Annotated in this window: 21 protein-coding genes, 1 tRNA gene and 1 other RNA gene; 16 read left to right on the plus strand and 7 right to left on the minus strand. The window is 66.0% G+C overall.

Annotated elements, in window-relative coordinates:
• Window positions 1-53: 53 nt before the first annotated feature.
• Complete coding sequence (locus R4P95_RS21360) at window positions 54-2369, minus strand: DNA polymerase III subunit gamma and tau (protein WP_317745210.1); 2316 nt, start codon at window positions 2367-2369, stop codon at window positions 54-56.
• A 221-nt stretch (window positions 2370-2590) separates the two neighbouring features.
• Here R4P95_RS21360 and R4P95_RS21365 point away from each other — a divergent pair, with 221 nt between their 5' ends.
• The gene (locus tag R4P95_RS21365; RefSeq protein WP_317745211.1) at window positions 2591-3952 is read left to right on the plus strand and encodes an ammonium transporter; all 1362 of its coding nucleotides are present in this window, start codon (window positions 2591-2593) and stop codon (window positions 3950-3952) included.
• 6 nt (window positions 3953-3958) lie between these two features.
• On the opposite strand, the gene R4P95_RS21370 is transcribed toward R4P95_RS21365, so the two are convergent.
• Window positions 3959-4552: an HhH-GPD-type base excision DNA repair protein gene (locus R4P95_RS21370; protein WP_159918909.1), complete on the minus strand. Its 594-nt coding sequence runs from the start codon at window positions 4550-4552 to the stop codon at window positions 3959-3961.
• Window positions 4553-4818: 266 nt separating this feature from the next.
• On the opposite strand from R4P95_RS21370, the gene R4P95_RS21375 reads away from it, so the two are divergent.
• Both R4P95_RS21375 and R4P95_RS21380 read left to right on the plus strand, forming a co-directional pair.
• Window positions 4819-5091, plus strand: a complete 273-nt coding sequence (locus R4P95_RS21375) for a hypothetical protein (protein ID WP_317745212.1) — start codon at window positions 4819-4821, stop codon at window positions 5089-5091.
• 85 nt (window positions 5092-5176) lie between these two features.
• On the plus strand, window positions 5177-6013 hold the full coding sequence (locus R4P95_RS21380; RefSeq protein ID WP_317745213.1) for a DUF1206 domain-containing protein: 837 nt from the start codon (window positions 5177-5179) through the stop codon (window positions 6011-6013).
• Between the two features lie 27 nt (window positions 6014-6040).
• On the opposite strand, the gene R4P95_RS21385 is transcribed toward R4P95_RS21380, so the two are convergent.
• The gene (locus R4P95_RS21385) at window positions 6041-7339 is read right to left on the minus strand and encodes an aminotransferase class I/II-fold pyridoxal phosphate-dependent enzyme (RefSeq protein ID WP_213574552.1); all 1299 of its coding nucleotides are present in this window, start codon (window positions 7337-7339) and stop codon (window positions 6041-6043) included.
• 43 nt (window positions 7340-7382) lie between these two features.
• Window positions 7383-7477, minus strand: an RNA gene (ffs, locus tag R4P95_RS21390) — signal recognition particle sRNA small type.
• Between the two features lie 116 nt (window positions 7478-7593).
• On the opposite strand from ffs, the gene R4P95_RS21395 reads away from it, so the two are divergent.
• The 4 genes from R4P95_RS21395 to R4P95_RS21410 all read left to right on the plus strand — a co-directional run bounded on the left by R4P95_RS21395 (window position 7594) and on the right by R4P95_RS21410 (window position 10138).
• Window positions 7594-8088, plus strand: coding sequence for a hypothetical protein (locus R4P95_RS21395; protein ID WP_213574554.1), 495 nt, complete (start codon window positions 7594-7596; stop codon window positions 8086-8088).
• Between the two features lie 60 nt (window positions 8089-8148).
• Window positions 8149-8236, plus strand: a tRNA-Ser gene (locus R4P95_RS21400).
• A gap of 145 nt (window positions 8237-8381) precedes the next feature.
• The gene (locus tag R4P95_RS21405; protein ID WP_317745214.1) at window positions 8382-9338 is read left to right on the plus strand and encodes an alpha/beta hydrolase family protein; all 957 of its coding nucleotides are present in this window, start codon (window positions 8382-8384) and stop codon (window positions 9336-9338) included.
• A 149-nt stretch (window positions 9339-9487) separates the two neighbouring features.
• On the plus strand, window positions 9488-10138 hold the full coding sequence (locus tag R4P95_RS21410; protein ID WP_317745713.1) for a YoaK family protein: 651 nt from the start codon (window positions 9488-9490) through the stop codon (window positions 10136-10138).
• Here R4P95_RS21410 and R4P95_RS21415 read toward each other — a convergent pair.
• Window positions 10113-10628, minus strand: a complete 516-nt coding sequence (locus R4P95_RS21415) for a hypothetical protein (RefSeq protein ID WP_317745215.1) — start codon at window positions 10626-10628, stop codon at window positions 10113-10115. The two genes, R4P95_RS21410 and R4P95_RS21415, sit on opposite strands and share 26 nt — an antisense overlap.
• 157 nt (window positions 10629-10785) lie before the next feature.
• On the opposite strand from R4P95_RS21415, the gene R4P95_RS21420 reads away from it, so the two are divergent.
• The 5 genes from R4P95_RS21420 (at window position 10786) to gluQRS (ending at window position 15604) form a co-directional block, all read left to right on the plus strand.
• Window positions 10786-11595, plus strand: coding sequence for a helix-turn-helix domain-containing protein (locus tag R4P95_RS21420; RefSeq protein WP_317745216.1), 810 nt, complete (start codon window positions 10786-10788; stop codon window positions 11593-11595).
• Window positions 11592-12152, plus strand: a complete 561-nt coding sequence (locus tag R4P95_RS21425; RefSeq protein ID WP_159918897.1) for a TIGR03086 family metal-binding protein — start codon at window positions 11592-11594, stop codon at window positions 12150-12152. Before R4P95_RS21420 ends, R4P95_RS21425 begins: the two co-directional genes overlap by 4 nt.
• Before the next feature lie 39 nt (window positions 12153-12191).
• Window positions 12192-13730 carry a metallophosphoesterase gene (locus tag R4P95_RS21430; RefSeq protein ID WP_317745217.1) on the plus strand — a complete coding sequence of 513 codons (1539 nt, stop codon included), beginning with the start codon at window positions 12192-12194 and terminating at the stop codon, window positions 13728-13730.
• Window positions 13731-13998: 268 nt separating this feature from the next.
• On the plus strand, window positions 13999-14613 hold the full coding sequence (locus R4P95_RS21435) for a TetR/AcrR family transcriptional regulator (protein ID WP_213574566.1): 615 nt from the start codon (window positions 13999-14001) through the stop codon (window positions 14611-14613).
• A 16-nt stretch (window positions 14614-14629) separates the two neighbouring features.
• A complete protein-coding gene (gene gluQRS / locus R4P95_RS21440) occupies window positions 14630-15604 on the plus strand; it encodes a tRNA glutamyl-Q(34) synthetase GluQRS (protein ID WP_397517706.1) in 975 nt (324 codons plus the stop codon).
• On the opposite strand, the gene R4P95_RS21445 is transcribed toward gluQRS, so the two are convergent.
• Window positions 15570-16169 (minus strand): DUF4190 domain-containing protein, encoded by a 600-nt coding sequence (locus R4P95_RS21445; RefSeq protein WP_317745715.1) that lies wholly within the window; start codon window positions 16167-16169, stop codon window positions 15570-15572. The genes gluQRS and R4P95_RS21445 overlap by 35 nt on opposite strands.
• Window positions 16170-16376: 207 nt before the next feature.
• Here R4P95_RS21445 and R4P95_RS21450 point away from each other — a divergent pair, with 207 nt between their 5' ends.
• From R4P95_RS21450 to R4P95_RS21460, 3 genes are all read left to right on the plus strand, one after another.
• Window positions 16377-17366, plus strand: a complete 990-nt coding sequence (locus tag R4P95_RS21450) for a hypothetical protein (protein WP_317745218.1) — start codon at window positions 16377-16379, stop codon at window positions 17364-17366.
• Between the two features lie 156 nt (window positions 17367-17522).
• Window positions 17523-18131, plus strand: a complete 609-nt coding sequence (locus R4P95_RS21455) for an RDD family protein (RefSeq protein WP_317745219.1) — start codon at window positions 17523-17525, stop codon at window positions 18129-18131.
• 121 nt (window positions 18132-18252) lie between these two features.
• Window positions 18253-18987: a queuosine precursor transporter gene (locus R4P95_RS21460; RefSeq protein WP_317745220.1), complete on the plus strand. Its 735-nt coding sequence runs from the start codon at window positions 18253-18255 to the stop codon at window positions 18985-18987.
• On the opposite strand, the gene tgt is transcribed toward R4P95_RS21460, so the two are convergent.
• On the minus strand, window positions 18969-20219 hold the full coding sequence (tgt, locus tag R4P95_RS21465) for a tRNA guanosine(34) transglycosylase Tgt (protein WP_317745221.1): 1251 nt from the start codon (window positions 20217-20219) through the stop codon (window positions 18969-18971). The two genes, R4P95_RS21460 and tgt, sit on opposite strands and share 19 nt — an antisense overlap.
• Before the next feature lie 159 nt (window positions 20220-20378).
• Between tgt and R4P95_RS21470 the strand changes: the two genes are divergently transcribed.
• Window positions 20379-21245, plus strand: a complete 867-nt coding sequence (locus R4P95_RS21470; protein ID WP_317745222.1) for a cyclopropane mycolic acid synthase family methyltransferase — start codon at window positions 20379-20381, stop codon at window positions 21243-21245.
• Window positions 21246-21250 lie beyond the last annotated feature (5 nt).

Raw genomic sequence — 21250 nt, forward strand, 5'->3', positions numbered from 1 at the left:
GGCTACCCGGCGTCCCGGGCACCAGGGGCCTGTGTCCCGAACCGGCGGGACGATCAGCCCTCGAGTTTCTTCGCCCCGAGCATGTCCTTGAGCAATTCGAACGCCACGACCTCCGGGTCACGACGTGTGGACGGATCAGCGGGTTCCGCCGCCTCGGCGAACATCTCCTCTTCGTCTTCCGGGGTGGTGACAGGAGGGGTCGCGGATTCGTAGTCGACCGGGGGTGCAGGATCGTCGGGATAGTCGGGTGCCTCCGGCGGCGGGATGTCGTCGTCCGGTTCGGACGACGAACGAGGCTGCGGCCGTGCGGTTTCTGCGCCTGCAGCTCGCGGCTCCGACGATGGTGGAGTTGCACGCTGCGCGGTCTTGTCCTGGCTGGGCCGCGAGAATCGCGGTGTGCCGGCCGGCCGGGTAGGTGCCGAGGCGACCTTCGTGACCGGCGGCGGCGGGGGCGCCGGAGCGCCCGCCTGATACTCCACTTCCCAGTCGCCGCCGAACATCTCGGCGAGCACCTCCGCGATGACCTGGGCGTTGTGGGGTGAGGCGATGCGTGCGCCCAGATTGGGAACGGGATGCGCGAGGATCAAGCGATTGCCCTGCACGTCGTGCACCGTCGCCGCCGACAGCATCGCCGGAAGAATCTTGTTTCGCTGGCTCACCTTCTCGCGCAGGCTGTTCCATGCCTCTCGCAACGCAGCGGCGTCCGGACCGCCGGGCGCGTCCGGTTGCGCCGCGACCTCGGGAGCCGGGGTCGCATCAGGTTCGGTTACCGGTTCCGGCTCCGGCTCCGGAACGGGAGCGGGCTCGGGCGCCGGAACCGGGGCGGGCTCCGGCTCCGGCTCCGGAACGGGAGCGGGCTCGGGCGCCGGAACCGGGGCGGGCTCCGGCGTCGGCTCCGGAACAGGAGCGGGCTCGGGCTCCGGAACAGGGGCAGGCTCCGGCGTCGGCTCCGGAACAGGGGCAGGCTCCGGCGTCGGCTCCGGAACGGGGGCAGGCTCGGGTGTCGGCTCGGGCTTCGGAACGGGGTGTGGCGCCGGTTCGGGTTCGGGTGGCGCAGGCACTGTCTCGGCCGCCCTCATCGAGGGCCGCTGGAACTTGAGTTCGGGCTGCGGGGACGAATTGGCCTGCGCCGCAGGATCTGCCGTGGAAATGTTCTGCGCCGCGGGCGCCGGGGCCGGACGTCCGGCCGCCGCAGTCGCCGGCGCCGTACCGGCCGGGGGCAGTCCCCGTTCGACTCGCTCGAGTCGCTGCAATACCGCGGACTCCGCGTCGGACGCCGACGGCAGAAGCATGCGGGCGCACATCACTTCGAGCAACAGACGCGGGGCAGTGGCGCCGCGCATCTCGCCGAGTCCGGCGTGGATCACCTCCGCGTATCGGGTGAGCGTTGCCGGTCCGATCCGCTTCACCTGTGCGCGCATGTGCTCGAGCACGTCGCCGGGTGCGTCGACCAGGCCGCGCTCGGCGGCGTCCGGCACCGCCTGCATGAGGATCAGATCACGCAGACGCTCGAGCAGATCGACGGCGAAACGCCGCGGATCGTGGCCTGCGTCGATGACACGATCCACGGTTCCGAACAGCGCAGCGCCGTCACCGGTGGCCAGTGCGTCGACTGCGTCGTCGATGAGTGCCACGTCGGTGACACCGAGGAGCGCAAGCGCACGCGGGTAGGTCACCCCGTCATCGCCCGCACCGGCCAGCAACTGGTCGAGGATGCTCAGCGAGTCTCGCGGCGAACCGCCGCCCGCACGGATGACCAGCGGATATACGGGATCCGCCACCGGAACGTTCTCCTGCAGGCAGATCTTCTCGAGCAGTCCACGCATGGTCGACGGCGCCAGCAGCCGGAACGGGTAGTGGTGGGTACGCGAACGAATGGTCGGCAGCACCTTGTCCGGCTCGGTGGTGGCGAAGATGAAGATGAGGTGCTCCGGCGGTTCCTCGACGATCTTGAGGAGGGCATTGAATCCGGCCGTCGTGACCATGTGGGCCTCGTCCACGATGAACACTCGGTATCGCGACTCCGCGGGTGCGTAGAACGCGCGGTCGCGCAGCTCACGCGTGTCGTCGACACCACCGTGGCTGGCGGCGTCGAGTTCGGTGACGTCGAGGTTGCCGGAACCGCCCGGTCCCAGAGCCACGCAGGAGGGGCACTGACCACATGGGGTGGACGTCGGGCCTTCGACGCAGTTGAGCGAGCGCGCGAGGATGCGGGCAGAGGACGTCTTGCCGCAGCCACGAGGACCGGAGAACAGATAGGCGTGGTTGATCCGTCCGGCATCGAGTGCGGTGCTCAGTGGTTCGGTGACGTGCTCCTGCCCCACCACCTCGGCGAAGGATGCGGGTCGGTACTTCCGGTACAGGGCCACGCGGAAAGACTACCGGCGGACCCCGACAGGCCAGGTGCGGGTGGTCGGGTCCACAGCCACGCACGATCGGTCGTCGTCACACCCGTCACTTCACACCCGGCACTCGTCGAATGAGTGAATTGCGTAACACGTTCGCAACGCGTCGGCAGCACACCTGAAACGGGTCACGGTCATCGTGACTTTCCGCGCACGGTTCCGTCCGAGCGTGTGAGGAGAATGTCGTGCCTGCAATCGACGCCGGAGCAACCGCCTGGCTGCTGATCAGTACCGCGCTGGTCCTGTTGATGACCCCGGGTCTCGCCCTGTTCTACGGCGGGATGGTGAGATCCACCGGTGTCCTGAACATGATCATGATGAGTTTCGTGTCGATCGCCCTGGTCACCGTGGCATGGCTGGTGGCGGGGTACTCCCTGATCTTCGGTGACGACATCGGCGGCGGCCTGATCGGCGGCTTCGAGCATCTGGGGATGGTGGGCATCGACCCCACCACGGTTCACGGGCAGGTTCCCGAGATCCTGTTCGCGACGTTCCAGCTGACGTTCGCCATCATCACCGCCGCGCTGATCAGCGGAGCGATCGCCGACCGCGCCAAGTTCTCGGCATGGATGGTTTTCGTCCCGATCTGGGCCCTTCTCGTGTACGCGCCCGTCGCCCACTGGGTGTGGAACCCGGAGGGCTGGATCGCGCAGTTCGGCGCCCTCGACTACGCCGGCGGGCTGGTCGTCGAGATCGTCTCCGGTGCGTCCGGCCTCGCGTTGGCCCTTGTTCTGGGCCCGCGCCTCGGCTTCCGTTTGGAGTCGATGCGCCCGCACAACCTGCCCCTGGTGCTGCTGGGTGTCGGGCTGCTGTGGTTCGGCTGGTTCGGCTTCAACGCAGGCTCCGCCCTCGCCGCCGACGGCACCGCGGCCGCAATCTTCCTCAACACCCTCGTCGCCGGCTGCACCGGCCTGCTCGGCTGGCTCCTCGTGGAACAGAAGCGAGACGGACACCCCACCACATTCGGCGCCGCGTCCGGTGTCGTCGCCGGCCTGGTCGCGATCACGCCCTCGTGCGGAACGGTGAGCATGCTCGGCGCGTCCGTCATCGGGGCGGTCGCCGGTGTGGTCTGTTCATTCGCCGTCGGATGGAAGTTCCGCCTCGGCTACGACGACTCGCTCGACGTGGTGGGCGTCCACTTGGTCGGCGGTATCGTCGGCACGATCCTGATTGGCCTGCTCGCCACCGAAGTGATGACGGGCGGCGCGGAGGGCCTCTTGTACGGCGGCGGGTTCGCGCAACTCGGCAAGCAGGTAGTAGCCGTGGTCGTCGTCGCCCTCTACGCCTTCGGTGTCACCTACGTGCTGGGCAAGCTCATCGACCGCGCCTTCGGGTTCCGGGTGAGCGCGGAGGACGAATCCTCGGGAATCGACCTGGCCCTGCACGCCGAATCGGCGTACGAGCACGGCGTCCTCGGCCACGGGCCTGGAGGCGGCGGCCTCGGCCACGGACCTGTAGGCGGCGGTCAGGGCAACAGCGTGTTCCCGTGGATGCACGAGAGCGAACGCCGCCACCACCTCGACGAGGAACGGAAGGACTCCGAGTAGCGGCGGCTACTTCTTCTTCGCTGCGGCTTCCTTCTTCGCCTCGGCCTTGGCGGCCTTCTTGAACTCGCGGACCTCGTGCAGGCTCTTCTCGTCGACGACGTCTGCGATCGACCGGCGGGAACCGTCCGTACCGTAGTCGCCGGCGGCTTCCCGCCAGCCCTGAGGCTCCACCCCGATCTGCTTGCCGAGCAGTGCCAGGAAGATCCGCGCCTTCTGGTCGCCGTAGCCGGGCAGCGCCTTCAACCGTTTCAGAACCTCTTTGCCGTCGGGATCGCCGTCGGTCCACAGCGCTTCGACGCTGCCGTCGTAGTTCTCGACGAGAAACGCGCACAGCGACTGGATGCGCGTGGCCATGGAACCGGGGAACCGATGCACCGCGGGAGTCTGTGCACAGACGGCGGCGAATTCTTCCGGATCCATCTCCGCGATGCGATGCACCTCGAGCCCGCCCAGACGATCCGCGAGCTTCTTCGGGCCCGCGAACGCCGTCTCCATCGGAACCTGCTGATCGAGCAGCATTCCGATCAGCAGGGCAAGGGGGTCACTCGCCAGAAGAGCGTCCGCCTCCGGATCACCGACGAGATTCAACGTGCGTGCCATGAGGTCGATCCTGCCACCACGCCCATCCGGCCGGGAGTCAACAGGTTCGATACATGAGTTGTCCACAGAGTTGTCCACAGCACTGCATTACTCGCGCGTAAGGTTCGATACCGGTCCCGTCACAGCGCCCGTCCGGCCCTGCCTTCTACGAAGGGTCGTGGTCACGGTGGCGGGGATGTGTATACGAAAGCAGCCCTTATCGTTCGTCGGTCATGCGGAAATGTGCATATGATCCGAGGTATCCGCCGAGCGAGAGGGTGAGAGCAATGCCCGACAACACGAGCGAGAAGAAACCGGCGCCCGCAAACGTCGCTGTGGGTGTGCGGGTGCTGGTACGCCGGCTGTCCGAGGAGGCACAGACCGGTCATGTCATCGAGGACTACGCCGCGTTGACCGACGCCGAACGTGGGCACGAGTGGGCTCCCGCGCATCGATGGGCCATCGCCCTCGACGACGGACGCCTGGTTTTCGCCGACACCGACGACCTCACCATCGATCCCGGCGCTCCCCAATCCGGGACGCAGCCTCCGCGCCGCTGACCACACCGCGTGTCGGCGCGGCCGTAGCCGGGTACCTCTAGGTTCCAGGGACTGCGGTCCATTCGCGCGACCCGAAGGACACCCGATGGCCCCGAACGAAGCCAACCGAGCCAGCGGATTCAGTGGAGCCGTGGATCGTGCGACAGACAGCACCACCTTCGAACGGGTTGCCCGCGCCGGCCACGTGATGAGCGGATTCGTCCATCTCCTGGTTGCATACATCATCATTCAGCTTGCGTTCGGAAGCGGTGGCGACGCCGACCAGTCCGGGGCACTGGGCACGCTCGCTTCCAAACCGGGTGGCCGTTTCGTCCTGTGGGTAGCCGCGGTGGCGTTCGTCGCAATGGCTCTGTGGCGGCTGGCCGAGACCGTGCTCGGACCGCATGTCACCGAGGGATCGCAGGGTGATCCGGAAGGTCCGTCGCTGATGGACCGCGCGAAGGCGTTCGGCCTGGCCTTGGTCTACTTCGCTTTCGCCTTCTCTGCGGTCCAGTTCGCCCGCGGCGCCGGGAAGTCGAGCGGTCAGCAGAATGCGGGACTGAGCGCTCGGCTCATGGAGTCCGGGGCAGGCAAGGCCCTTCTCATCGTGGTGGCTCTCGTGGCCATCGCGATCGGCGGGTATCACATCTACAAGGGAGCGTCGAAGAATTTCTGCGACGATCTGAAAGGTCAGCCCTCGAAGCTCGTGGAGCCGCTCGGCGTCATCGGATACGTCGCGAAGGGGCTGGTGATCGCCGGTGCGGGCGTCCTCGTGATCGTGGCCGTGCTGAAGTCCGACCCTTCCAAGGCCACGGGGCTCGACGGCGCAGTTAAAACACTCGGATCGGCGCCGTACGGTCAGGTGCTTCTGGTCCTCGCCGGACTGGGCATCGCCGCCTACGGTGTGTACAGCTTCGTGATGGCGCGCAACGCCCGGATGTAGCCGAGCGCACTCCTAGCACTGCGACGACTAGGAGTGCGATCCGTCCAGGCGCGCCTCGGTGGCCGCGAGGAGAACGCAGGTCGCGACGCCGTTCATCGCCTTGCCCAACTCCTCGGTGGACGGGAAGCTCGGCGCGAGCCGAATGTTCTTGTCCTCGGGGTCGATGCCGTACGGAAACGCGGATCCGGCAGCGGTGAGCGCGATACCCGCTTCCTTCGCCAAGGCGATCACCCGCTTGGCCGTGCCCTCCACGACGTCGAGGCTCACGAAGTAACCACCCTTCGGCTCCGTCCACGACGCCACCTTCGACGCCCCGAGACGGTCCTCGAGGATCTTCAGCACCAACGCGAACTTCGGTGCCAGGAGCTCACGGTGCTTCTCCATGTGCGCCCGGACACCGTCCGCGTTGCCGAAGAATCGCAGGTGACGAAGCTGGTTGAGCTTGTCGGGACCGATACTCTTCTTGCCGAAGTACTTCTGATACCACGCCAGGTTCTCGGTAGAGGCACCGAAGAAGCTGACACCGGCGCCCGCGAACGTGATCTTCGACGTCGACGCGAACACCAGCGGACGGTTCGGGTGGCCGGCCTCGGCGGCCATGCCCAGGATGTCCAGCGACGGCGCCGTCTCCCCGAACAACGGATGCACCGCATAGGCGTTGTCCCAGAACAACCGGAAATCCGGGGCCGCGGTGGGCATCGTGGCCAACGTCCGCGCCACTTCCTCCGAGTACACGACACCCGTCGGGTTGGAATAGTTGGGGACCGCCCACAAGCCCTTGATCTGCGGGTCTCCTGCCACAAGCTTGGCGACGAGGTCCGCATCGGGGCCGTCCGGTCGCATCGGCACCGGAATCATCTCGATGCCGTAGGACTCGGTGATCGCAAAGTGGCGATCGTATCCGGGCGCAGGGCAGAGGAACCGGACCTTGGGCTCCTGCGACCACGGGCGCGGGGAATCGGGATTTCCGTGCAGCAGCGAGAACACCACGGCGTCGTGCATGATCTCGAGGCTCGCGTTGTTTCCGGCGAGGAGATTTTCGACGGGAATGCCGAGCAACTCGCCGAAGATGGCCCGCAGTTCGGGCAGCCCGGTGAGGCCGCCGTAGTTGCGGCAGTCGGTGCCGTTGCCGTCCCGGAAGTCGCCGTCACCCGGCAGCGTCAGAAGCTCCGCCGACAGGTCCAGCTGTTCGGGAGAGGGTTTGCCACGGGTGAGATCGAGCGTGAGCTTCTCGGTCTTCAACTGCGCATAATTCGCAGTTTGACGCTCGTGCTCGGAAAGTAGTTCCTCATGGCTCATCAACCCGATCTGGGTCTGGTTGGGCATCAGGAGCGGCCTTTCACCGACGTGATGAGTCGGGTATGCGAAAGATAGGGGACCCCGCGCACCCGGCAGAGCCCGTTGACCCTTGCTGCCTTCCGGCCCTGGGGGAGTTCACAGGATGCGCGCCGCGCGGGATCCACCACAGAGTGTAGACGGCCCCGAACCGCCGCAGGGATCCACCCCGGAACCGGGGCCCGGTGCTACGGTCGCCACCGCATTCGGCCACCTCGGGCCGAAAGACCGATGGGATTTGAGGGATGTATCGGAGAAGGGCCGCGCGGGCGGTGGCACTCGGCAGCGTCGTGGCGGCGCTGTCGGCGTGCGGAGGGGGCGACGACGAGCCGACCTCGGACGACGCAGTGCGCTGGGATGCGGTGGACCCGTGCACGTTGGCCGACGAGGCAACGCTGGACCCGTTGCTGACGGCCGACGTCGGCAACGGCACGCCGGTCGAGGCCGACGAGCGTCGCAGCTGCACGTGGGGCCGGCCCGAGACGCTGAACACCGTGACCGTCACCACCACAGATTCCGCCGCCCCCGACAAGCCCCTGCGCATCATCGAGGTGCTCGGAAACGAAGGTCGCGCCCTCGCCGAGAGCAAGTACCAGTGCATCCTCGAGTTCACCACCGACTCTGGCACCCTACTGATCGACACGACTTTCGGCCTGGACGCTGTCGCGGACCCGGACACCTCGTGCAACCGGTCGGTGCCGCTGGCCGAACACTCGCTGACCCTGCTGCATTGGGCGTAGAACCGCGCTTTCACCTGGCCGTTTAACACCGAGGCGGGGTCGTTGGGTATGCTCCTCCACGGAGGATTCGCCTAGTGGCCTATGGCGCTCGCCTGGAACGCGGGTTGGGTTAACGCCCTCAGGGGTTCAAATCCCCTATCCTCCGCCACAGGAACCCCTGTGAACTGCTGAAAAGCGGTTCACAGGGGTTCTTTTCGCTTCACATCCAGGCCTTCTTGAATACGCAGAGTAGTTATCTTCCTGTTATCGTTCGTGGCGCAGTGTGTGTCGGTACGAGATAAAGGGACAATTCCATGGCGATTCGTCGCACCCGCGCGTTGATCGTGGGCCTCGTCGCAGTGTTGGCGTCGGGCCTCGTATCCGCTCTGACCGGAGCCGGCATCGCCCATGCCGACTCGGCCCTGATCTCGGTGTATTCACCCTCTATGGACAAGCACATTCCCGTGAAGGTGCTGAAGGCCGCGGGCGGTGGTCCTGCCCCTACCCTGTACCTGCTCGACGGGCTGCGGGCACCGGACGACAACAACGGCTGGCTGATCGAGACCGACGTGGAGAGCTTCTTCGCCGGCAAGCACGTCAACGTGGTCATTCCGTTCGGCGGCGGCGGCACCTTCTACTCGGATTGGCAGCGCGACGATCCCAAGCTCGGCCGCGTCAAGTGGGAGACCTTCCTCACCAACGAGCTGCCCCCGGTGATGGCGTCGCAGTTCGGCAGCGACGGGGTGAACAACGCCGTGGCCGGTCTGTCGATGAGCGGCACCTCCGCGCTGAACCTCGCCATCCATCGTCCTGACTTCTACAAAGCGGTCGCCTCCTACAGTGGATACCCGACGGCCAGCTCCCCCGGCTTCGCCCAGGGCATTCAGGTTTCCGTCGCCCAGATGGGCGGCAACGCATCGAACATGTGGGGCTTCTGGCCGTCACCGGCGTGGATTCGCAACGACCCGCTGCTCAACGTCGGCGCCCTCCGCGGCAAGTCCGTCTACATCTCCTCCGGTGCAGGCGCGGCGAGCGATCCCACCGTCGACCCGGACAGCGATCACTTCGACCCGGTGAAGTTCTCGCAGACCGTTCCCCTCGAGACCGCCGCCGGCCTGAGCAGCAGGACCTTCGTCCCCGCCGCGCAGCGCGCCGGCGCCAAGGTGCAGACGCGCATCACCGATGAAGGCCTCCATACCTGGAACTACTGGCAGGACCGGCTGCACGAGTCCTGGGCCGGCACGATCGCGCCCGCCCTCGGCACCTCCTGAGCCGAGCGTTCCACTCGCCTGACCTTCCACCACAGTGGCCCCCGATCTCGGATCGGGGGCCACTGTGTTTTTCAGGTCACGGTGTTTCTCCGCCACGGTGTTTCTGCACGGTGTTGGATAGTGCTGTGCCGATCGACGACAGCAGGCGGATGCTCACCCTCGCCGTCGTTCTGTCCGTCCTGGCCGGATACGTCGACGCTCTCGGATTCATCACCCTCGGTGGGTTCTTCGTCGCGTTCATGAGCGGCAATCTCACCCGCTTCAGCGTCGGATTCGCCGAAGGAACCTGGGCGCATGCGATGACGGCCGCAGCCGTCATCGGCGTGTTCGTCCTGGGGACCGTGCTGGGTGCAACGATCGTCCACCTCGCCGACCGGCGGAACCTGCCGGTGAAGAGCACCGTGCTCGCGGCGGTGTCGGGCCTGCTCCTCGCAGGGTCTCTCGCCGCGAGCCTCGATGCGAGCACGGTGGCTGTCGGCGCCATGCTGCTCGCGATGGGGGCCGAGAACTCCTTCTTCCAGCGCGACGGCGAGGTGACCGTCGGACTCACGTACATGACCGGTGCCCTCGTGAAGATGGGGCACCGACTCGCGGCCGCCATGTTCGGCGGCTCCCGCTCGGCGTGGCTACGTCACTTCGCGCTGTGGATCGGGCTGGTGGTGGGCGCGGTGACGGGCACCCTCGCCCACCGCTGGGTCGGATTGGACGCCCTGTGGTTCGCGGCGGTGCCGGCCACTGCGCTGACCGTCCTCGTCCACCGGACGGTGGACCGCGCTACTCGCCGCCGGCAGTCGTCGTGACGGGGTTACCCGAGGAATCGAGGGTCCACCAGACACTGCCCACGGCTTGTCCGAACGCGTCTCCGGGCTCGTTGTCGTCCTTGTAGCGGTACACCGGCCGCCCGTTGACGGTCAACTGGTGGGTACCGTCCGCCGCCGGGATGGTGTCGACGACGACTTCCTGCAAACCCTGGACGACGGGATTCTCGGTGACGCTGGTGACCGGCGGCCACGATTCGAGGCAGGGGCCACGGCAGGAACTCGCACCGGACCCGACCTCGTCGTTGTCGTACACATAGACCGTCATCCCGCCGGAATCGACGACCACTTCACCGATGGTCGTCGGGCCCATCTGGAGCACGGGTTCACCGGGGGACGCAGGTGGCGACGTCGGAGTCGGTGACACGGGTGCGTTTCCGCCCGTATCGCCGGAGTCGGTGCTGTCGTACGCGCAACTCGAGAAAGCCAGGCTGACGGCGGCGATTGCGGCCAGCGCCCATGTTCGTCTCATGGAGTCCTCGTTCTCTGTGACGGCGGTATGGCGGGCCTCCGGGGAACCTCGACGGACCCGTGCCTACAGTTCACCTCGAGTTGTCCGCCGGTGCGGGCAGTTTCGCGTGATGCCGCGACAGCGGCAGATGTCGGTGCGCGTGACTACGCTCCCTGTCATGGGCTGGTACACGCCGACCTCACCGTCGTCCGATCTCACCGACACCCTGGTGTGCGGTTGGTCGGCGCGCACCGAGGGCGAGCACCTGCTGGTGCCGGACGGTTGCATGGACATTCTGTGGATTCGCGGGATCGGCATCCGGCTCTGCGGTCCAGAAACATCGGCCTGGTCGTTCACCCTGCCGCCGGGCACCGAATCGGTGGGCGTGCGTTTCCGGCCGGGCGCCGCTTCGCCACTGTTTCGAATCCCGGCGTCCGAAGTACGCAACATCCGCGTCGGGCTGGGCGACGTCCTCGGCTCGAGCTGGGAACGAACACTCACCGACCGGCTGGACAACGCGGCGGGAAGCGACGAGCGAATCACGTTGTTCGAGAACGCCGTGCGGTCCTTGCGTGGCAATCGACGCGAAGCGGATCCCCTGATCGGCCACGTGCGCCGGGCGCTGGCTCGTCACTCCTGGAACGTGGGCGCGCTCGCCGACGCCACGTCTGTCACCGAACGGCAACTACAGCGGCGGTGCAATGACGCCTTCGGATACGGCCCGGCGACCCTGCGCGGAATCCTGCGGCTTCAGCGGTTCATGGCGCTGGCCCAGTCCGGAAAGCGAGGGAGCCTGGCCGAACTCGCCGCCACCTCGGGTTACAGCGATCAGGCACATCTGTCCCGCGAGTGCCGCCGGATCTCCTCAATGACCCCGTCCGACCTGCTCGCGAGCGAGGCACCCGGCTGGCACGGCAGCGCCTCCGTCGTCGATGTCGGGAATGTTCAAGCCCTCGACCGATTCGGAGGGGAAGAATCGGCAGCATGACTTCGACAACGGACACCCCCGCCGCCCATTACCGAGATCTGGCCGAGAAGTTCACCGCTCGCGTCGAATCCGTGCCCGCCGACCGCTGGAACAATGTGTCGCCGTGCGAGGGCTGGACCGCCCGAGACCTCCTGCGCCACGTAATCGACACCCAGCGGTACATCGTCACCGTGGTCGACCTCGAGCTGCCCGCCGGACCTTCCGTCGACGAGGATCCGGCCGCCGCGTGGGCGGCCACCCGCGACGGCATGCAGGAAATCCTCGACGACCCCGAGCGCGGAAGCCGCGAATACGAAGGACACTTCGGCCGCACAACCCTCGCCGACACGGTCGGCAGCTTCTACTGCTTCGACCTGGTGGTCCACGGATGGGACCTCGCGCGGGCCACCGGGCTCGACGAGACGATCCCCGCCGATGACCTCGCGTGGGTACGCACCGTCGCCGAGCAACTGGGCGACAACATTCGCATGGCAGGCGTGTGCGGGCCGGCTGTCGAAGTGCCCGCGGACGCGGACGAGCAGACCCGACTTCTGGGCTTCCTCGGTCGCAAGGCCTGACGATCGGCGCCGTCCCGGCCACACTTGTAACCTCAGGTCATGAGTGTGCCGGGCAGGTTAGCCACGTTGATGGCCGTGTCGCTGGTTGCCGGCGTGCTCAGCGGCGACGGGTTTGCCGGCGCAGAACCGGAGCCCCGCGGCGCCAAGGGCCTGGCGTCGCGCGGGCTGCTCAGTTCGACTCCACTGCACTCCGCGGTCATGTTCGCCGGCATCACCGACGATCTCACGCCGTCCGGTCGTGTGCCCGGTGACGAATCGGACCGCACATCGGCCACCACCCACCGCTTCGACGAGTACCCGTACATGCGATACGAGGTCACGTTCGCACCGGGCACTCTTGCCAACGAGGTGGTCTGGGAGGGCCGTTCGGTCAATCTCGACGACGTGGCACTGCACGTCTGGGATGAGCAGGCGGACAGCTGGGGTGAGCCGGTGGCCACCGCGCGACCCGACGTTCCGGGCGGTCCGGTGAGGCTGAGCACCCGCATCGAGGGTGCCGGTTCGGCCCAGATCCTCGTGATCGACAGTCCACGCCGAGACCGTTCCTTCCGCGATGCCAACTCCGAGGCCGACCAGCAATTCGCAGATCCGGCGTCCTACGACTTCGCAATTCAGCACATCACCGACACCCAGTATGTGTCCCGAGACAATCCCGCGGTATTCGACAGCATGACCCGCTGGACGGCTGACAATGCCGCGGACCGGAAGATCGCGTACTCGATGCACACCGGCGACCTGGTCCAGAGCTGGATTCGGCCGGGTTCACCTGACACTCGCGCCCGCCCCGAATTCGAAGTGGCGGACAAGGCGATGTCGACTCTGGAAGACGCCGGCATCCCGCACGGCGTCCTGCCCGGCAATCACGACAATCTGTGGAATGTCGGCGGCCGCCTGATCCCGGGCGAGCATGAGAAGAACCACGCCCTCTACAACGAGTTCTTCGGCCCGTGGCGATACCGGGACAGGCCGTATTGGGGCGGGTCGGTGACGGACACCGACAATTCGGCCCATTACGACCTGCTCGACCTCGCAGGTGCGAAGTTCTTGATGCTGTACATCGGCTACAACCCGCCCGAGCGGATACTGCAGTGGGCGGAGGACGTTCTCGCCGCGCACCCGGATCGCAATGTGATGATCGGCAGCCACTACTACCTCGACGAGGACGGCTCCCTACGGATGAGCGGCTTCGGTGACATCGGCGGAAGCGCCGGACAGCAGATCTGGAACCGGCTCGTCGTGCCGTTCGACACGGTGTTCCTCGTCCTCGCCGGACATGTCGACGGGCAGACGACGGTCACCGACAGAAAGGTCGGGGACACCGACCGCACCGTGGTGGAATTGCTCGCCGACTACCAGAACTTCCGAGTCGACAACCGCCGGGAGACCGGCTTCCAGCGGCTGCTTCAATTCGACCTCGACGGCGGCACCCTCGCGGTGACCACGCACTCCCCCGCGTTGAACAGTTTCCGCGTGGAAGATTTCGACCCGCAGCGACGCTACGAGCCCGGTGACGGTGATTTCGTCACCGATGTGGAGTTGCGGGCCGACATGCCCCGCGCCGTCATTCCAGCCACCTGACGTGCACGTCTGACTCGAGGCGCACATCGATCATCGGCGTCCCTCTCCTACCCCATTGCGCGCAAGCTAACCGGCAGCAAGGGGTCTGTTCGTAGTCCGGGCCCCGGCGGCAGTTCCAGTTCGGTGCCGGAAACGGTCTCGCCGCACTGCTCGCACACCAGCTCGGCATGCAGCTGACCGCCGCACTCACTCTGGTCACACGCGACACTTTGCGACACAGGGGCACCTGACACGTGTATTGATTCAATACGCAAGTAATGTTCTATCCATGCGCGAACGCCGATACTCCTCGACCAGTCCAGAGCACCTGGCGGCAGCCCTGTTCGATGTCGCGGCCCAGGCAGGCCTCGAGGGTGCCAGCGTTCGGGAGGTGGCCAAGCGGGCGGGCGTGTCCATCGGCGCCGTGCAACATCACTTCTCCACCAAGGACGAGATGTTTGCCTTCGCCCTGCGGACTCTCGTCGACAAATTGCTCACCCGTTTGGCGGACGTGGATCAGGGCGGCGACCCCGCCCGCGGCCTGTTCTCGGCCTTGTCGCAACTACTTCCGCTCGACGAGGCCAGGTCCCGCGAGGCCCACGTCATGGCCGGGTTCGCCGTCCGGGCGGCCACGTCGGCCTCGCTCGCCGAGATTCGCCGCACGACCCTGTTCACCATCCGTACCAAGCTGTCCGCGGTATTGATCGGCATGGGCGTCCACGAGGCCGAAACACGCGCGGCGTTGCTGCTCGCCGCCGTCGACGGCCTCGCGCTCCATGCGCTCGGCAGCCCCGGCCTGTATCCGCCGGAGTACCTCGAGCACGCCCTCGACATCCAGATTGCCATGGTTCTGCAAGGCGCCGAGGTCGTGCCGACGACGTCGTCGATCGAACTGGCCAGCTGACCCCACCGCCTCGCCGATGTCCCAGTCGCCGCACCCGATAACGCCGCCCTCCCAGGCGGAGCCGAACAACGCCACCGTCGGTGCGGGCCGATTCGCGCCCAGCCCGTCGGGAGACCTGCACCTAGGGAACCTCCGCACTGCCCTGTTGGCGTGGCTGTTCGCGCGGTCGACCGGCCGTCGTTTCCTGATGCGTGTCGAAGACCTCGACCGCGTCCGCCCGGGCGCCCGCGAGCAGCAACTGGCGGATCTCCGCGAACTCGGCCTCGATTGGGACGAGGACATCATGGTGCAGTCGGACCGGCTCGAGCACTACCGGGACGCGGTCACCCGCCTCGAGTCGGCCGGCCTCACCTACGAGTGCTTCTGCACGAGAAGGGAAATACTGAAGGCCCCGTCCGCACCCCACGCACCGCACGGTGCGTATCCCGGCATCTGCCGAAACCTGACACCGGAGGAACACGACGCCCGGCGGGCCGGTGGCCGTCCCCCCGCCCTGCGCCTGCGCGCCGAGATCGGGTCGTTCACGATCGACGATCTGCTGCACGGCAGCTATTCCGGGATGGTCGACGACCTCGTGCTGCGGCGCGGTGACGGCACACCCGCGTACAACCTCGCGGTGGTGGTCGACGACGCAGCCCAGGGAGTCGACCAGGTGGTGCGCGGCGACGATCTGCTGTCGTCGGCGCCCCGTCAGGCCTATCTGGCCGGGCTGCTCGGACTGACGGCGCCCCAGTACGCCCACGTCCCCCTGGCCCTCGACCAGGAAGGCCGGAGGCTGGCCAAGCGCGCCGGTGCCGTCACGCTCGGCGACCAAAAGGCTCTGGGGCGCACACCTCGTCAGGTACTCGCCATGCTGGCCACCTCGTTGCGACTCACCGCGCCGGACGAGGAAGTCGACCTGGCCGGACTGCTCGACCGCTTCGAACCGGCTCGGTTGCCACGCGAGCCGTGGGTGATCACACTCCCGACGACGCCGCCGCAATCACCATGACGAGGAAGAACAGAATCCACCCGAGGATGTACGCCGCGCCGAGGGCGATGCCGGCGATCGCGAGTCCCCGGCCCTGTTCCCCCGACCGCTTGATCTGACCGAGTGCAACGACCCCGAGAATGATGCCGACGATGGCGCCGACACCGTAGACGCAGCCGCCGACGATCGAGACGACCAGTGCGGCGATCGCCAGCCCGTTGGTTCCAGGATGCTGCGCGTACGGCGCGCCATACGCATTCGGGGGCCCGTACCCCGGAGTCGGGGCACCGTACTGGTTCGGGGCGGCATACTGATTCTGCCCGCCGTACTGGGCCTGGCCGCCGTACTGGTTCGGTGCCGCGTACGGGTTGGGCGTCCCGTACGGCTGAGGCGAACCGCCGTACTGATCGGTGCCACCGTACTGGTTCGGCGTGACAGGGGGATTGCGGCTTCCGTACTGCCCCTGGCTCTCCGGCGCCGGCGACGTTCCGTAGGCGCCCGGCTGCTGATAGTCGGGATACTTCTCGGTGGGCGCCGAATACGTGGGGTTGCCGGAGGCGTCGACCCCGTATCCGTCCCGCGGCAAACCCGGTACCTCGCCGTAGCCGGGCGGGTATTGGCCGCCGTCCGGATTCGAGTTGTCCGATCCCCCAGAATTAGTCACGTTTACCAGCGTAAGGCATGAAATCGCCTCGAGAAGAAGCGGTCCAAAGGTGGGCAAGTAAAGGTTCGTCCACGTAGTGTCTATTCGCACTGTCATACGCAAGCACTCAATTCTTGCTGAGGGGAACACATGACGACTGGTGGATACGACCCGAACGACAAACCAGAGGGCGGTGATCAGGGCGGATACCCCCCGCAGGGCAATCCCCCACCACCTCCCGGCGGATATCCGCCGCCCCCCGGGAATTACCCACCGCCGCCGCAGGGACCACCTCCCGGCGGATATCCGCCGCCCCCCGGCGGAAACTACCCGCCGCCTCCCGGGAATTACCCGCCTCCGCAGCAGGGCGGGAATTATCCACCCCAACAGGGCGGTAATTACCCGCCGCAGGGTAATTACCCACCGCCGCCGCAGGGTCCGCCGCCGGGTGGATATCCGCCGCCTCCGCCCGTAACGGGTTACGGCGCCCCCGGCCAGACACCGGGACAGCTGTCGGTGGGCAACGCGATCAGCTACGGCTGGAACAAGTTCAAGGACAACGCGCTCATCTGGATCGGGATCATGCTGGTCGCGGCGGTCATCCAGGTCGTCTTGAACCTGATCTTCGGCGGTTTCAGCACGTCCTCCGACTTCTCCGACACCTTCACGGTGTGGCGAATCATCGGAACGCTCGTCACCACGGTGGTCGGTTATCTGATCAATGCCGCCCTTGTGCGGGGAGCGCTCCACGAGGTGGACGGCAACAAGCCTGCCTTCGGATCGTTCTTCCAGTTCACGAATGTCGGTGCGATCATCATCGCGAGCTTGATCGTCGGTGTGCTGTCCACCATCGGTTTCATCCTGCTCGTCATTCCGGGTCTGATCGTCGTCTTCCTGACATGGTGGACGCTGCAGTTCGTGATCGACCAGAATCAGGACGCCGTCACCGGTATCAAGTCCAGCTTCGGAATCATTTCCCAGAACGTGGGACCGCTTCTCCTGCTGGCTCTCGCTTTGGTCGGTATCAATATTCTCGGCGCGATTCCGTGTGGGCTCGGTCTGTTCGTCACGATTCCCCTCACGATCATCGCCTCGACGTACGCATACCGCGTGCTCACCGGTCGTTACGTTTCAGCCTGACGGCCTGAACTCACCGCGGGTGAGCGTGCTTCCCGTCCACACGGACGGCAAGCACGCTCACCCGTTTCGCTATCCGTCACATGAACCCCACTCTCCCCACGCGTAATGTGCTCGGCGTCATCCGAGACACACAGACTCGAGATTCGAGGGGGAAATATGACTACTGGCGGATTCGATCCGAACCAAGGGCACCAACCGTTCGGCGCCCAGCCGCAGGGGGAACACCGGTACGGGCAGCAATCCAGTGGGCAACAGTTCGATTCGGGGCAGGCTTTCGGTACTGCACCGTTCGCCCAGCCCGATTTCGGGTTCGACACGTCCCGCCCGGGCGAGCTGCTTCCACGCCTGGGTGCGCGCGTAATCGACGGCCTGATCGTGGGGATTCCCACCGCCATCGTCACGACGATCATCTCGCTGGCACTCGGTTCGGTTCTCGGTAGCGTCGTCGGTGCCCTTCTCACCGCGGCTGCAGTGGTCGGGTACTTCGTGCTGCTGGAGACCACGCGCGGGCAGACCCCGGGTAAGCAGCTGTTCGGCCTTCGGGTGGTAGGACCGAACGGTGTACTGCCCACACAGCAGCAGTCGCTGATCCGGAACAGCTTCTACGTCCTTTCGGCGCTCGGCGGGCTGCCGCTGATCGGGCTCGTGTTCGGGCTCCTCGGCACGGTCGCGGCGATCGTCATCGGTGTGACGATCAACAGCAGCCCCACGAAACAGGGCAAGCACGACGAGCTCGCCGGCGGTACGCGCGTCGTTCAGGGCTGACCGCTGCCACTGGCGCTGCACCTACGGGTGAACGTACCTTTCGTCGCTTCAGATCGGACAAAAGGTACGTTCACCCGTTCCTGATTCGCGCCACTCCACCCGCAAGTGCTTGGATTGCGGCGTGACAGCCTCAGATCAGCACGTAGAGCAAGCCGACCATGCCACGTTCGCGCACGTCAGTCGCGGGTACTACCCCACGTTCGTCGCATTGTTCACCGCGACGCTGCTGATCTCGAATATCTGCGCGACCAAGGGGGTCGCATTCTTCAGTGATTCTTCGCTGACCCTCGGGCCGCTGCAGATCCTGCCCGTCATCACCGACGGCGGCTTCTTCCTCTTCCCGCTCGCCTACATCGTCGGCGACGTCCTCAGCGAGGTGTACGGGTTCAAGTCGACGCGTCGGGCCATCTATCTGGGATTCGGCGCCCTGATTCTCGCCGCGTTCTGCTTCTGGCTCCTCATCGCACTCCCCTCCGCCGATTTCTACGAAAACCAGGACGCCCTCAGCGCCGTCGTCGGTGTCTATCCCCGACTGTTGCTCGCCGGACTGGCCGGTTATCTGGTGGGCCAGATGCTGAACTCGGCGACGCTGGTCCTCATCAAGGAGCGCACCAAGGAAAAGCATCTGTGGGCGCGGCTGATCGGCTCCACCGTCATCGGGGAATTCGCCGACACGCTGATCTTCTGCTCCATCGCCGCCGGCGCCATCGGTATCTCGACGTGGACCGATTTCGTCAACTACGTGATCGTCGGTTTCCTGTGGAAGACGCTGGTGGAGGTGCTGGTCATGCCCATCACTTATCGGGTCATCGCCTACGTGAAGAAGCGCGAACCGACCTACGTTCTCGCGGCGTAGAAGCGGCCCAGGGTGTCGACCTTGAACTCGTCGAAGTAGCCGCCCTCGATGCTTCCCCGGATCTGGTCGACCAGCCGCACGGTGAACCGTTCGTTGTGGATGGTGCAGAGGGTCGACGCCAGCATCTCCTTGGCCTTGAACAGGTGATGGAGGTACGCCCGCGTGTAGTTGGCGCAGGTGTAGCAGTCGCAGTTCTCGTCGATCGGCGTGAAGTCCCGACGGTTCTTGCTGGTGTTGATATTGAAGCGGCCGTCCGGGTGATAGATCGCCGCGTTGCGCGCCACGCGTGACGGGTTGACGCAGTCGAAGGTGTCGGCGCCGTTCTCGATGGCCACGAAGAAATCGTCCGGCTCGCTGATGCCGAGCATGTGCCGGGGCTTGTGCTCGGGCAGCTCCTCGTTGCACCAGCGGACGATGGTGCCGAGGTTCTGCTTCTCCAAAGCGCCGCCGATGCCGTACCCGTCGAATCCGCGTCCGCTCTCCCCGCGAATCGACTCGAGTCCGCGGCAGGCCTGCCTGCGTAGATCCTCATACTGAGCGCCCTGAACCACACCGAAGAGGGCCTGATAGGGACGGTGCGCCCGCTCGGCCGTGAGCTTCTCGTGTTCGGCGATGCACCGCACCGCCCACGCCTGGGTCCGCTCCACGGACCTCTCCTGATAGCCGCGGGTGTTCAGCAGGGTGGTGAGCTCGTCGAACGCGAACATGATGTCGGCGCCGAGCTGATGCTGGATCTGCATCGACACCTCGGGCGTGAACCGATGCCGCGACCCGTCCAGGTGCGATTTGAAGGTGACGCCGTCGTCGTCGACTGTGGCCAGACGTTCCTTGCCCTTCGCGATCACGTCGTCGGATCGCACGCCGACGGCCTCCATGGCGAGGACTTTCTTGAAACCCACCCCCAGCGACATCACCTGGAAGCCACCGCTGTCGGTGAAGGTGGGGCCGTCCCAGTTCATGAACTTGCCCAAGCCCCCGGCCTCGTCGACGATGTCCGGCCCGGGCTGCAGGTACAGGTGATAGGCATTGGCGAGCACGGACTGCGCGCCGAGGTCCTTCATGCTCTCGGGCAGCACCGCCTTCACCGTGGCCTTGGTGCCGACGGCCACGAACGAGGGTGTCGCGAAGTCCCCGTGCGGCGTGTGAATGGTCCCGGTCCGGCCCAGCCGGCCCTCGAGTCGCGTGCCTACGGTGAAGAACGGATCGGGCGGGGTGGGGACTACAGCATTCACTGGTGTATCCAATCACGGCCGGCCGTGCGCACTTCCTCACCTCCGGTATGCGCGGGTGAGTCAGCCGGGAAAGTTTGGGTATCCCCCCGGCAGAGTCGGCGCGAGGAGTCCTCCGGATCGCCCGGGAGGCGGCCGGCCCGAGGAGACAAGGGGTCAGGTATGTCGCACACAGCGTTGAAACCCTTCTATCGGCAGGTGCAGTCGCACTACGACCTTTCGGACGACTTTTTCGCACTGTTCCTCGACCCGACCATGACGTACAGCTGCGCGTACTTCGAACGCGAGGACATGACCCTGGAGGAGGCTCAGCGCGCGAAGATCGATCTGTCACTGGGCAAGTGCGATCTGCACCCCGGAATGACCCTTCTCGACATCGGGTGCGGCTGGGGCGCGGCGATGTTGCGGGCGATGGAGAAGTACGACGTCAACGTCGAAGGCCTCACGCTCAGCCGTAATCAGTACGACCACGTGAGCAGGCTGCTGGCGGACCATCCCGGTCCCCGGACGGGCCGAGTCCATCTCCGGGGATGGGAGGAATACCACGACAAGGTGGACCGGATCGTCAGCATCGGCGCCTTCGAACACTTCCGGCGCGAACGGTACGACACCTTCTTCGCCAACTGCTACGACATGCTGCCGGACGACGGCCGGATGCTCCTGCACACGATCATCGGCCACCCCCTGTCGGCCCTGAAGGAGATGGGCATCCCGGTGACTCGCGAGAACGCCCTCTTCCACATCTTCATCAAGCGGCAAATCTTCCCGGGTGGCCAACTGCCCCAACCGCAGTGGATCGAAGAAGCCGTCGACAAGGCGAACTTCCGGATCGAGCGGATTCAATCATTGCAGCAGCACTACGTGCGGACGCTCGAGCACTGGGCCGACGCTCTGACGGCACGCCGCGCCGAGGCGATCGAGCTGTCCTCATCGGAAATGTATGAACGGTTCATGAAGTATCTTCTCGGTTGCGCCGCCCATTTCCGGTCCGGGCACATCGACGTCATGCAGTTCACCCTCGTCAAATAGGGAGA

Source organism: Rhodococcus sp. IEGM 27 (genome assembly GCF_033142305.1).
Lineage (GTDB): Bacteria > Actinomycetota > Actinomycetes > Mycobacteriales > Mycobacteriaceae > Rhodococcus_F > Rhodococcus_F oxybenzonivorans.